The sequence below is a fragment of the Bacteroides sp. 1001136B_160425_E2 genome, assembly GCF_015559655.1.
GTDB classification, from domain to species: Bacteria; Bacteroidota; Bacteroidia; order Bacteroidales; family Bacteroidaceae; genus Bacteroides; species Bacteroides luhongzhouii.
Window position 1 is genome coordinate 66,811 of record NZ_JADMQH010000021.1, and the last position, 13,397, is coordinate 80,207.

Annotated in this window: 11 protein-coding genes; 5 read left to right on the plus strand and 6 right to left on the minus strand. The window is 40.7% G+C overall.

The features are described 5' to 3' along the window. Positions 1 to 26: 26 nt before the first annotated feature. Positions 27 to 245 (minus strand): winged helix-turn-helix domain-containing protein, encoded by a 219-nt coding sequence (locus I2I04_RS19085; protein WP_143259336.1) that lies wholly within the window; start codon positions 243 to 245, stop codon positions 27 to 29. Between the two features lie 236 nt (positions 246 to 481). Here I2I04_RS19085 and I2I04_RS19090 point away from each other — a divergent pair, with 236 nt between their 5' ends. The 4 genes from I2I04_RS19090 to I2I04_RS19105 all read left to right on the plus strand — a co-directional run bounded on the left by I2I04_RS19090 (position 482) and on the right by I2I04_RS19105 (position 4,736). Beyond that, entirely contained in the window at positions 482 to 2,221 is a 1,740-nt protein-coding gene (locus I2I04_RS19090; RefSeq protein ID WP_143259335.1) for a thiamine pyrophosphate-dependent enzyme, read from the plus strand. Positions 2,222 to 2,376: 155 nt separating this feature from the next. Beyond that, on the plus strand, positions 2,377 to 3,294 hold the full coding sequence (locus I2I04_RS19095) for a DUF2157 domain-containing protein (protein ID WP_195470864.1): 918 nt from the start codon (positions 2,377 to 2,379) through the stop codon (positions 3,292 to 3,294). Beyond that, positions 3,278 to 4,252 carry a DUF4401 domain-containing protein gene (locus I2I04_RS19100; RefSeq protein ID WP_195655691.1) on the plus strand — a complete coding sequence of 325 codons (975 nt, stop codon included), beginning with the start codon at positions 3,278 to 3,280 and terminating at the stop codon, positions 4,250 to 4,252. Before I2I04_RS19095 ends, I2I04_RS19100 begins: the two co-directional genes overlap by 17 nt. Further along, positions 4,239 to 4,736, plus strand: a complete 498-nt coding sequence (locus I2I04_RS19105; RefSeq protein WP_195655692.1) for a GDYXXLXY domain-containing protein — start codon at positions 4,239 to 4,241, stop codon at positions 4,734 to 4,736. The genes I2I04_RS19100 and I2I04_RS19105 overlap by 14 nt, the downstream gene beginning before the upstream one ends. 273 nt (positions 4,737 to 5,009) lie before the next feature. Here I2I04_RS19105 and I2I04_RS19110 read toward each other — a convergent pair whose 3' ends face one another. The 4 genes from I2I04_RS19110 to I2I04_RS19125 all read right to left on the minus strand — a co-directional run bounded on the left by I2I04_RS19110 (position 5,010) and on the right by I2I04_RS19125 (position 10,958). Continuing rightward, positions 5,010 to 7,535, minus strand: a complete 2,526-nt coding sequence (locus I2I04_RS19110; protein ID WP_143259331.1) for a hypothetical protein — start codon at positions 7,533 to 7,535, stop codon at positions 5,010 to 5,012. Positions 7,536 to 7,909: 374 nt separating this feature from the next. After that, positions 7,910 to 8,848, minus strand: a complete 939-nt coding sequence (locus tag I2I04_RS19115) for a tyrosine-type recombinase/integrase (RefSeq protein WP_143259330.1) — start codon at positions 8,846 to 8,848, stop codon at positions 7,910 to 7,912. 159 nt (positions 8,849 to 9,007) lie between these two features. Further along, positions 9,008 to 10,645, minus strand: a complete 1,638-nt coding sequence (gene groL / locus I2I04_RS19120; protein ID WP_143259329.1) for a chaperonin GroEL — start codon at positions 10,643 to 10,645, stop codon at positions 9,008 to 9,010. A 40-nt stretch (positions 10,646 to 10,685) separates the two neighbouring features. Next, positions 10,686 to 10,958 carry a co-chaperone GroES gene (locus I2I04_RS19125; protein ID WP_004314007.1) on the minus strand — a complete coding sequence of 91 codons (273 nt, stop codon included), beginning with the start codon at positions 10,956 to 10,958 and terminating at the stop codon, positions 10,686 to 10,688. A gap of 244 nt (positions 10,959 to 11,202) precedes the next feature. Between I2I04_RS19125 and I2I04_RS19130 the strand changes: the two genes are divergently transcribed. After that, entirely contained in the window at positions 11,203 to 12,252 is a 1,050-nt protein-coding gene (locus tag I2I04_RS19130; RefSeq protein ID WP_195473208.1) for a L,D-transpeptidase, read from the plus strand. Positions 12,253 to 12,663: 411 nt separating this feature from the next. Here I2I04_RS19130 and I2I04_RS19135 read toward each other — a convergent pair whose 3' ends face one another. Continuing rightward, entirely contained in the window at positions 12,664 to 13,371 is a 708-nt protein-coding gene (locus I2I04_RS19135) for a DUF5039 family protein (protein ID WP_195655693.1), read from the minus strand. Between the last annotated feature and the right edge of the window lie 26 nt (positions 13,372 to 13,397).

A 13,397-nucleotide genomic window follows, 5' to 3' on the forward strand; every position in this document is an offset into this window, starting at 1 on the left:
TGTTCTCATTAAAGTGCCAAACTCTTTTAGCCAATATAAACATTCACACAGAGATATACATAGAGTTCTTCATCACACTGATCGAACTCAATCTTGCTCTCTCTCGACAACCACCCTAAAGCGGCACCCAGTTCTTTATCTTTCAACCCGGATTTTCTCTTCAGAAGTCCGTAGCTCCACTTTTCGTTATTGCTAAGCAGTTGCCAAACCTTACCGGCATTTATACCGATTTCATTTCTGTTCATTTTTCTAGAGTAATTAAGAGGTTTAATACATTAGGTTAAGATTTCGCCTATAAAGATAACAAAAGGATATTGCAATTGTTTATGCATCTTTACTAAAAAGTTGTTACAGAAATATTTTTAACATAAAAGCGGTGATGTGTCCCGACACAAAGACGCTATTAGCATATGTTAAATTAGAACTTTTCCTTGCAGACATCTGTTATTACATAAAAAACAATCCTAAACCAATTACAGCTATGGCAAAAAAAATAGCAGAACAACTGATAGATACTTTGGTTAAATCCGGAGTTGAACGCATTTACGCCGTGACAGGCGACAGTCTGAATGAGGTAAACGAAGCAGTCAGAAAAAACGATCAAATAAAATGGATACATGTACGTCATGAAGAAACAGGAGCGTATGCCGCTGCTGCAGAAGCACAACTGACCGGCCGGCCGGGATGCTGTGCGGGAAGTAGCGGTCCGGGACACGTTCATCTTATCAATGGTTTGTATGACGCGCACCGTTCCGGGGCACCGGTAATCGCCATCGCCTCTACGATTCCTACCGGAGAATTCGGTACGGAGTATTTTCAGGAGACGAATACAATCAAACTTTTTAACGATTGCAGTTATTATAATGAAGTAGCCACTACTCCCAAGCAATTTCCACGTATGCTCCAGTCGGCCATACAAACGGCTGTCACCCGTAAAGGGGTGTCCGTCATCGGACTACCGGGAGACTTGGCAAAGGCTTCTGCCGTTGCTGTCGACTCGTCGGTCCGAAACTATCCTGCCCCACCGGAAGTTTGCCCGTCAGAAGAAGATTTGGCTCAATTGGCTGACTTGTTAAACAAACATACACGTATCACTCTTTTCTGCGGCATTGGTTGCCGGGGAGCTCACGAGGAAGTAATCGCGCTTTCCGAGAAGCTGAATGCCCCGGTGGTATATACTTTTAAAGGAAAAATGGAGGTGCAATATGAGAATCCGTATGAAGTGGGTATGACGGGATTGTTGGGAATGCCTTCGGGATATTACAGTATGCATGAAGCCGAAGTGCTTCTCATGCTCGGCACTGACTTTCCATATTCCGCTTTCCTGCCGGATGATATCAAGATAGCTCAGATTGACATAAAGCCCGAACGCTTGGGACGTCGCGCAAAGGTGGATATCGGACTTTGTGGAGATGTCAAACTTAGCATCCAGTCTTTATTGCGTATGCTGAATCCGAAAACGGATGATTCTTTCTTATTGAAACAACTCAAAAGATATGAGGGAGTAAAGAAGGATTTGGCCGCTTACACCAAAGATAAAGGGGGCGTAAATAAGATTCATCCCGAATATGTGATGTCTGAAATAGACAAACTAAGTTCGGACGATGCTGTGTTTACAGTAGATACGGGAATGACTTGTGTATGGGGAGCACGTTATCTGCAAGCAACAGGCAAACGTCACATGCTGGGGTCTTTCAATCATGGTTCGATGGCAAATGCATTGCCGCAAGCCATCGGTGCCGCATTGGCTTATCCGGATCGTCAGGTAGTTGCGCTTTGCGGAGATGGCGGATTATCGATGACTTTAGGAGACTTGGAAACTGTTGTACAATATAAGTTGCCGATTAAAATCATCGTATTCAACAACCGTTCATTGGGAATGGTGAAATTGGAAATGGAAGTGGACGGACTGCCGGACTGGCAGACGAATATGTTGAACCCTGACTTTGCCCAAGTGGCCGAAGCAATGGGAATGGCCGGATTTAATGTCAGTGATCCGGAAGAAGTGTTGACTACCTTACTGAATGCATTCGAGTTAGACGGTCCGGTACTTGTTAATATCATGACCGATCCGAACGCACTAGCCATGCCTCCCAAAATTGAATTCGGGCAAATGGTGGGCTTTGCGCAGTCAATGTATAAGTTGTTAATCAACGGCCGTTCACAAGAAGTGATTGATACGATCAATTCTAACTTTAAACATATACGGGAGGTATTTTAAATTATTCTATTTTTAATATTTTCATTACCTCTCTCAAAGTATGACTTACTATTATTGTCTATTTCAATATGGTAAGTCATACCTTTTTATAGTCTATCTTGAGGTGATAATCATTTTATTTTATTATGTTTGTAATCATCAAAAAGTAAAAACACATGGAAAAGACCGACTCTTCGCCTTTATCCCGACAAGCGCTGTACGCTGATAAAAAACAATGGAATCAATTCCTTTCTATTTTTTTATTGGCAGTGGGCGTTGGTTTTACAGTGGCAGGCATTATCTTCTTTTTTGCCTACAACTGGGATGAATTACCTAAATTTGTAAAGTTAGGAATAGTAGAGGTATTATTAGTAGTTTCTGTCCTGCTCGCCACATTCACCCGTTGGAATAAGCTCGTCAAACAGATTCTCCTGACCGGGGCTACGTTCCTGATAGGTACGCTTTTCGCCGTCTTCGGACAAATCTACCAAACGGGAGCCGATGCTTACGATCTTTTCCTGGGGTGGACTCTTTTCACCATTCTTTGGGCGGTTGCTATCCGTTTTGCTCCGTTATGGCTGACGTTCATCGGATTACTTTGCACTACGATATGGTTGTACAATATACAGATAGTTAGTGCCAACTCTTGGGAAATGACTTTGTTGGCCAATGCAGTAACCTGGATATGTGCCTTGACAACGATAATCACGGAATGGATGAGTGTAAAAGGTCATTTGGACAGAAACAATCGTTGGTTTGTCAGTCTCCTTTCACTGGCCACTATTATACACACCAGTTTTCTGTCAATGATGGCAATCTGCGAAGAGAGCGCCATATTGTCTGTTCCCCTCATAAGCACCGTCCTTCTATTCTCTGCGGGACTTTGGTATGGATGGAAAGTAAAAAGCCTATTCTATCTGGCTATCATTCCGTTTGCCGCATTAATAATTCTATTGACTACATTCATATCACAAAGTGATCTTAGGGATGTTCAGATATTCTTCTACGGAGGAGTTATTGTTATCACCGGAACAACTTTGCTCATTTACATCATTCTTCATCTAAAAAAGCAATGGTATGGCACAGAAGCATAACCTCACTATTCAAGTCGTATCCATTATCGGGGGAATCCTGACGGCTATTTTCTTTTTGGGATTTCTGGCACTTGCCAGAATCCTCCGCTCCGATATTTCTTGCCTGATTGCCGGAAGTATGTTAATTCTCACTACGCTAACAATCAGCCGCATGGTGGTCCGGTCTTTTCTGGATGCAATGAACATCACTTTATACATAGCCGGATGTGTATTGATTGGCTTTGGTATAAATGCCAGCACTAATCTCCTCTTCATTACACTTATGGGAATCAGTATTCTCACATTCTTGCTATCAAGAGGATTTATCCTCCCCTTTCTTTCAGTCATTCTGTTTAATATATCTTTCTTCGGAGAAGCCGCCCATGTCTTTTCTTCGTTTTATCCCTTGCAAATAGCTGTAGTTCCTATCCTTGCACTGTTTCTATTTACCAACATCTTTGAAAACAAGTTGTTTGAGTGTATAGGAACAGAGAATTACTTTTCCAAATACAGCCCATTTCATTTCGGATTATTCGTATCCGGTATCATCTCACTGGGAGGCTTATCAATCAATTATCTGATATCAGAAGCAAATAGTTGGCTTGTGTCCTGCATACTGTCTGTTTGTATATGGTTCGGAATTCTTATCATGGTTCAACGAATCATGCAAGTCATGAAAGTGGATCATCCGGTGAATCAGGTTGGTATCTACATTCTTTGTATTGTTATCTGTCTGCCTACCGTGTTTGCTCCTTATTTATCCGGTAGTTTGTTACTGATTTTAATATGTTTCCATTATGGTTACAAAGCGGAATGTGCTGCCTCGCTCCTTCTCTTTATCTATGCTGTTTCCAAATACTATTATGATTTGAATTTGAGCCTGCTCACCAAATCCATAACGCTTTTCTTCATCGGAATTGCATGTATTGCAGCTTGGCATTTCTTCACTCAAAAAAGAACAAGACATGAAAAAGTATAGCCGAATATTGATTATCGCAAACCTGATACTGCTACTAGGATATTTCAACTGGTCGGTTTATCAAAAAGAGCAGACCTTGAAAGACGGACAGTTGGTCTTGTTACAGCTGGCCCCCGTCGATCCCCGCTCTCTTATGCAAGGAGACTATATGAGACTTAACTACAAGGAAGCCTCATCAGATCTGATAGATAAACAAACCGACACACGCGGTTATGCCATACTCCGGACGGACAGTAATCAGATAGGAGAAATTGTACGATTACAAAACACTTTGGAACCTGTAAACGGCAATGAGCTAGTCATCAAATATAAAATAATAAATAGACGCCTCTTCCTCGGCGCCGAATCTTTCTTCTTTGAAGAAGGACAGGATACTCTTTATCAAAAAGCCGTATATGGCGGACTGAAAGTAGATGATAAAGGGCAAAGCTTACTCGTGGGATTGTATGATGAGGACTTTCGCCAAATTCAACCTGATAAATAACAATGAAAGCCCGGACTTTCGCAAGCCCGGGTTTTCTATATTCTCAAAACGTCTCCTTAATCTATAGGGAAATAAGGGACTAGCAAATTGGTTTCTAGTGCAAATAAGGAGACATTATGAAATAAAGAAAAGGGATACCTGTGGGAAATAAGGGAGGTATCCCTTTCTATAAGAAGAACAGAATTGGAAGGATTGACTTTCACAAGCCAAATCCTTCACTCTGTTTCTTCTCGGCGTATTCTTCACACAAGGTGAAGAAGGGTTTGATTTTTATTATTCAAACTTATTGACTACAACTGTTACAGTTGTTGCATGAGTTACACCCCATTCATCAGTTGCAGTCAAGGTCAGTTTACAAGTTTGAGCTGTTACAATCTGTGCAGAAGTTTTCTTCTTCACAGTCAGTGTGCTCTGACCATCCCAACTTGCCAATGTTGACATATCCAAATAGTCTTGAGCATTCTTGTCACCAGTCCAAACTAAAGTTACTTTAGCATCTTTCAATGCAAGATCCTTACCATTAGCTACGTCTGCGATCTTAAATTCTTTAGCTTCAATAGTAGTTCCACTTTCATTCTTGATTTCCTTGCTTGCACCACTATATTTCAAAGTTCCTAATCCAGAAACAACAGTCAGACTGATTTCATCTGTAATATTTTCCAATCTACTATTATTAAACGGACTATAAATAGCTTTGATAGTACGAGCAACGCCTACACCACCTTTGGCAGGAGCTTTTGCAACTACGATATCACCAGTAGTTTTACTTCCACCATTTGTAAACCAGCTAGTAAAGCCTTCTGGAAGAGGCGTCTCTTCGTCAAACTTGATATAAGATGCTGCATCGCTCTTAGTTTCAGCAGAATACAAACCATATAAGTTATAAGTAACTTTCTGATTTACACCTGTTCCACTTATAACACCGGTTGCAGTTCCCTTATTACCGTCAAAGTAGCCAGCCAGACGTCTTCCGTCCCATTTAAATCCTTCGAACGGATTAACTACAATCTCAAAGTTAAGAACTTTTGCAACTTCGTTGCCCAGTGCAGAAGAACCATTGGCATTGTTTACATTGACAGAAACAGTATGTGTAGTAGCACAAACCGATTCTGGTTTAAAGGTTGTACGAATCACCCAATCTTTAGTTGTAGCTCCTGATACACCAGCATTTTTATCAACCAAAGCAAGTGTAATACTCTGTGAATCATAAGTCACATCAGCTCCATTCACCTTCACTACATCGTTCTTAAAGCCGATAGTCGGATTTGCGTCCAATGAATATCCTGTCTGATTGAAAAGTGCTTTCACTTCGTCAGTAAGAGCAATGTCAGCAGTATTATTAGGAGCAGCATTTACAGTCCATTTCATTGTACCTAAAACTACAGGATCAGCATAATACTTAAATGTGATCTTCAATGTAGGAGCAGCTGCTTCTTTAACCACTTCACCATTTGTTTTCAGATATTCTACTTTAATAGTAGCTGTTCCTGCACTCTTAGCAGTAATGGTTGATCCTGACAAAGTAATGTTTTCAGCTTTCAATTCGCCTGGATCACTAGTCAAGGCTAAAGAATATTTGCAATCAACAACTTTATCAGTACCCGGCATCAATGCGTTCAAGTCACAAGCTGTATTGATAATTGCTTCTGCAGTAGCATCACTCAAAGTTGGAGCTGACTGATCCACATTAATTGTCACATCATATTTAGAAATAATTTCATTTCCAAAAGGATCACGGGTAGTAAGAGCATAAGAACCTTTTGCAGGAATATTTGCCAAATCAAAGTTATCAGCATCCTTATTGAAAGTGACATTCATATCATAAACACCTTTATTAGCTGTTTTATCACCAGCAGCACGAGATAAAGGTTTTTCAGTCATATTTTCCTGAATACTTCCTTTTAGAATTTGGAAGAACTGATTATCTTTAGAGTCTGTCAAACCTATATTATAAAGTTGCACATTTACATCTGCCGGATTAATCAAAGCCTGTATTTTAGATGAGCCAGAAGCGACAAGAACTTCATTCTCTGCATACTTATGACCGTTAAAATCAACCTTACCAGTTGTTTTTCCGCAGAATAATGTAATCGTACTTCCAAGTGTCAGTTTTGCATTAACATCTACACTAACAGCATCCATGCTAACAATAGAACCTGCTTTAGGAAGTGTTACAGAAGATTCAGCATAAGTACCATCAGACTTCAATTCACGTACATGAAGTTCCCAAATCAATGGATTGCCAGCAACTTCAGTAACATAGATTGTTGCATTAGCTACTATATCTGTAGATTCCCATGCTCCAGTCTCTGTGTTATAAACTTCCCAGCATCCAGTGGTAGCACTGATACGAGGAGATTTCCCGTTTACTCCATCCTTACCATCTTCTCCGTCTTTGCCATCATCTCCCTTATCACCTTTAGGACCAACAGCAGATTGACCAGAATCTATTCCATCAAAGAACCAATTGTTATTAGCACCAATAGTAACTTTAGTACCGTTCTTTCCATCAGTTCCATCAACGCCATCTTTTCCATTAGTTCCATTGGTACCGTTAACGATAGAATAAGATTTTCCATCATCAAATGTGATCTTGAAACCTCCAGCAACATCTTCAACGGATTTAACCCATTTGCCTTCATTCACAAACTTCTGCAGATCGGCAATGCTGGCTTTGTTTGCGTCAATCTGTGTTTGCAGATTGTCGATGTCATCATCATAGTCTTTACAGCCTACATAGGTGACAGTAGAAAGTGCCAACGCCCCGAAGAACATCACTTTTACAAATTTTCTTTTCATAACTACTTAAAAATTACATTAATAATATATTATTAAACACTAAGTTTCAATAATAGCATGCCCGTTACTTTGTAGGTAACGGAAGAACCTTTGTCCTGCTCTTCGGGAGTAGTCAATACTGAAAAACGATACGATATGCTACGAAACATTTTTACCCCTGCTTTTGAAAGCAAGTAGCGGGGAGGGGAAATCTTGTGCAAAATTTAGAAGTTAACAAAGCCCTAATACAAAGAATCCGCGTGTTTTATCTGTCCTATTCCTGTTTTGAGTAGTTAATTAGAAAAAATGTATGATTTCATTTGGTTGTTTTAAGAAATATGCTCATATTTGCACCGGTATTTGTTCCCGTTACCTACAAAGTAACAGTCTATTTTTCAAGCTATTAACCCACTAATAGCACGGTTCACAAAATCAATTACCTGTCTATTAGCTTCATCAATTTTCTTATTCCTGAAAGGCTTTAGATACGTTTCAGTCACAGTGATGGAAGAATGTCCCATTGCTTCGGAAATAATACCCGGATGAATCTCACAATAATAAGCTGTCGTAGCCCAAGTGTGGCGGGCGGTATAAGAGCTCAATCTATCACCCAGTCCCAATAATTCACCCAACAACATCAACTGACGATTGAATGTGCGCAATGCCAACTGATATTCACGATAAGCTTCCGAGGTCCCTTCACGGCTCTTCAACAAAGAAAACAGATAAGGAGAAGAACTGTCACGGTTCATATATCTCTTTACCAAAATCATTGCTTCCGCAGTCAGTGTCACAGACAAAGTTCGTCCCGTCTTACGCCTGCGATACGTGATCACATTGTCACGTAAATCACTTTTACGTAAATAGGCGAGATCGACAAAAGGCAAACCGCGCAATAAAAACATAAGGATAAATAATTCCTGTGCCTTTCGTAATGACGGAGAACCGGCAAAAACCTGTGATAACCTGGCAAATACCTTTTTCATATCCTCCTCTCCCAGCGCACGTTTGTGATCGGCACGAGTACCGGTATAAACAGAACGGAACAGGTGAGGCACATAAGGCGCCTTACGAAGATCGACAGCCCGATTATAAACTGCACGAAACGTGCGCAAATAAGTGGAGACGGTATTCCAGCTGCATCCACGACTCCGAAGATGCACCTCGAATCCTTTTAACCACTCCGGACTCACCTCATGGAAGGTGAAATCCTCTTTCCCACAATAAGCAATAATGGCATTGAGACTACTCCGATATACATGAGCAGTACCAAAGTTTCCCTCCATCTGTAGCCCACGAGCTACTTGCTTCATAAACGTTACTACTTTCAACATCTCACGATTTATTAATAAATTAGACAATAAATATAAGGGTATTCCAACAATCGAACAAATTGAAGGCAGAGATGTTGCAGGAATACAAAAAAGAACCACCTCCCCTTATCAGGGAAAGTGGTTCTTATCTTCTTATATATTCTTAAGAGGAAGCCGGAATTACATCATTCCGCCCATGCCTCCCATTCCGGGAGCGCCCATCGGCATTTCTGGTTTATCTTCCTTCTTTTCTACAATTACACATTCGGTAGTCAGGAACATACCAGCGATAGAAGCTGCATTTTCCAAAGCTACACGAGCAACCTTAGCAGGGTCTACAACACCAGCAGCGTGCAAGTTTTCGTAAATGTCCAGACGAGCGTTATAGCCAAAGTCACCCTTGCCTTCACGTACTTTCTGAACAACTACCGCACCTTCTTTACCAGCGTTAGCAACAATCTGACGAAGTGGCTCTTCGATAGCACGTTTAATGATTTCAACACCGGTTGTTTCATCAGCATTATCACCCTTCATGCCGTCAATTGTGTCGATTGCACGAATGTAAGCTACGCCACCACCCGGGATGATACCTTCTTCGATAGCAGCACGAGTTGCACGCAAAGCATCGTCCACACGGTCTTTCTTTTCTTTCATTTCCACTTCAGAAGCAGCGCCTACATAGAGAACAGCTACACCACCTGACAATTTAGCCAGACGTTCCTGCAATTTCTCGCGGTCATAGTCAGACTTAGTTGCCACGATTTGTGCTTTGATCTGTTCGCAACGTTCTTTGATGCTGTCTTTGTTACCTGCACCGTTTACAACAGTTGTATAGTCTTTAGTAACTGTAACTTTGTCAGCAGTACCCAACATTTCGATAGTAGCTTGTTCCAGTTTCAAACCCTTTTCTTCGCTGATAACAACACCACCTGTCAGGATAGCGATATCTTCCAACATTTCTTTACGACGATCGCCGAAGCCCGGAGCCTTCACAGCACAGATCTTCAATTGAGAACGCAGACGGTTTACTACCAATGTAGTCAACGCTTCGCTATCTACATCTTCTGCAATTACCAACAGAGGACGACCTGTTTGTACAGCCGGTTCGAGGATAGGCAAGAAATCTTTCAGGTTAGAAATCTTCTTGTCATAGATCAGGATGTAAGGTTTCTCCATCTCACATTCCATCTTTTCTGTATTTGTCACGAAGTAAGCTGACAAATAACCACGGTCGAACTGCATACCTTCTACTACACCGATAGTAGTGTCTGTACCTTTTGCTTCTTCGATAGTGATTACACCGTCTTTAGAAACTTTACGCATAGCGTCAGCAATCAATTTACCGATTACCGGGTCGTTGTTTGCAGATACGGTAGCAACTTGTTCGATCTTGTCATAGTTGTCACCTACTGTTTCAGCCTGATCCTTGATTGATTCTACCACTTTGGCAACAGCCTTGTCGATACCACGTTTGATATCCATTGGGCTAGCACCGGCAGTTACGTTCTTCAAACCTTCAGCTACGATAGCTTGTGCAAGAACGGTTGCAGTAGTTGTACCGTCACCAGCATCGTCACCTGTCTTAGAAGCAACTTCTTTTACCAACTGTGCACCAGTATTCTGGTAAGCATCTGACAATTCGATTTCTTTTGCTACTGTCACACCGTCTTTTGTGATGTGCGGAGCACCGAATTTCTTCTCAATGATAACGTTACGTCCTTTCGGGCCCAGAGTTACTTTTACTGCATTTGCCAAAGCATCGACACCTTTTTTCAATTGGTCACGGGCATCGATATTGAATAATATTTCTTTTGCCATTTCTCTATTTACTATTTAAAGATTTACTTACTATTATTAATTAACCCAAAACAGCGAGAACATCGCTCTGACGCATGATAAGATATTTAGTACCTTCAACGTCAAGTTCTGTTCCGGCATATTTACCATAAAGAACTGTATCGCCTACTTTCAATACCATCTCTTCATCTTTCGTACCGTGACCTACTGCCACAACTTCACCCTTCAAAGGTTTTTCTTTTGCTGTATCAGGGATAATGATACCACCAATTGTTTTTTCTTCTGCAGGTGCAGGGAGGATAAGCACTCTGTCTGCTAATGGTTTAATGTTCATAGTTACTTGTTATATTTTAGTTATACATTTAATTGTAGATGTTATCCGCCATTTTTAAGGCGGAACGCTAAAGTCATTGCGAAAAGCGTGCCAAAGTGAATAAATGATTCTTTGTCAGAAATTGACTGACAAAATGACTGACAACTTGCACTGTATGGCAAAAAAGTATATTTGTCACCTACTTTTTAAACAAAACAAAAGGATTATTCCTTATAATGATGTATATTCGTAAACGAACCATCAAATGCACTGTATAAATAATATGAATAGAATAGCATCCGGCCTCATCATCGCCTCTTGCGTCTTCTACTCCTGCACTTTGCGTACAGGAGAGATTTCTTCTGTACATGAACAACAACAGACAGATTCGCTGTCGCAAGATACAATAGCTCACCCCGAGGTTAAACCTGTTGACAAGAAACTCACAGCAGAACAGATACAAATCACCAAAGATTTATTGTATGACCAATATACATTGGAAGACACCTATCCTTATAAGGACACTACCCGGCAGTTTCAATGGGATAAAATCAAAGAACGGCTGGCTTTGCTCGAAAATATACAGTTGCCGCCTTCCACCTGGGCAATTCTCCAGAATTACAAAAACAGGAATGGAGAAGCACCGCTTGTGAAGAATTTCAAAAGAAATGCGTACGGACGAGTGGCAGATACTCTCGGCATAGAACGTTACCAATCCGTTCCGCTTTATTTGTTAACTGACACATTAGTGCCCGAACGCTACGGCCAGGATGGAGAACTAACCCGTTTTATCGAAGATGGAGAAAAATTCATAAAAGCAGAGCCAATCTTTACCGGAAATGAATGGATGATTCCTAAAAAGTATGTAAAAGTAATCGGAGATACGATTGTTTTTAACAAAGTTATTTTTGTAGACCGCCACAATCAGAATATCGCTTCTCTCGAACGTAGCGGAAAAGGTCAATGGCTGGTTCGCAGTATGAATCCTTCCACTACGGGACGTCATCTGCCGCCGTATGCACAGGAGACTCCGTTAGGTATGTTTGTATTACAGGAAAAGAAAGTGAAGATGGTATTTCTAAAAGACGGTTCGAAAGAAACGGGAGGTTATGCTCCTTACGCCAGCCGTTTCACAGACGGAGCCTATATTCACGGAGTACCGGTCAATGCTCCCCGCAAGACGCAGATAGAATACAGTCCGTCATTGGGAACGACACCGCGTTCGCACATGTGTGTGCGGAACGCCACTTCACACGCCAAGTTCATCTATGACTGGGCGCCTGTAAATGAAACTATTATTTTTGTATTGGAATAGACGCTGAACAAACATACACCACTATTCTCGAATCACTACTACCTATCGTCCAAAGTATAATCAGAAAACTTCTTTTCTATAAAGGAGAGAACTTGCTTTCCTCCCTGAGAAAAGTTACTTTCCCTTTACTCCAATCTATAAACGCAATTTGCATTTATAAAAACAAAGCTTGCAATTATAAAAACGAAGCCTTCATTTATATAATCAAAAGTTGCAATTATAGTTCGTTCTACGGCCTTAATAAGTTCCCTTCCCGTACAAAAGAAGTTTGCATAGGAGGAAAAAGAACTTTTCTATATATACTTGAGGGGAAAGATAAAGAGGTCTGAACTTTTCAGTCCAGACCTCCCAATTATAGAAAGGGATTTCTCCATCCCGTATTACCTTATCAATTATGTGTGAAACTCTCTTTTATTTATCTTCAGTCTTACCCAACCCATATCTTGCTCTTGTTATATTCTGAACAAGTTCTCTCTGCACACTTTCCAATGCGTTTATTTCTTTCTGCAACAACTCCAAAGCGGAACCTTTCTGCAATAAATAAGACCGTTCAGCATATTTTATATAAGAAGTAGGAATCTCCTGCTTTTTTTCTTTATAATGGGCAATCACATACCGCAAAGCTTCCGCCCGATATTTGCTGATCGCTTTCCGTTCGGCATAATACAAATCTCTATAAGGATTTTCTTCACTTCTCAATTTCTTCCAGAATGCAGTAAAAGCAGTCGATACAGCATCTTTCTCTTCCTTGGTTGATGCATCTTTCTGCCTCTTTGTCAGATCCTTATATTCCTTATATGTATTTAGAAACTTATCCAATTCATCTTTACTGGCTTTATGTGCCAATCGGTAAGTTTCCAAAGAAGCAGGACGTTCATATTCGACAACTGTTTGTAGATAAGGCAAGTCGTTCCAGCTTATATATTTATTGTTTGCTTCACAATAATCTGCATAAGCCGCCGCAAGCTGCCAACTATATTCTTTTGTCTTTTGATTCAAATCCTCATTGATAGCGGACAAGTTCTTTTCCATCTCTTGCAAGTCCTGCGCTGACACCGTTTGCATACTTCCCCATCCGAAGAGAAACAAACAAAGAATACTCCATAATATAGTTTTCATAATTAGATAATTTAAATTTTCTCCAA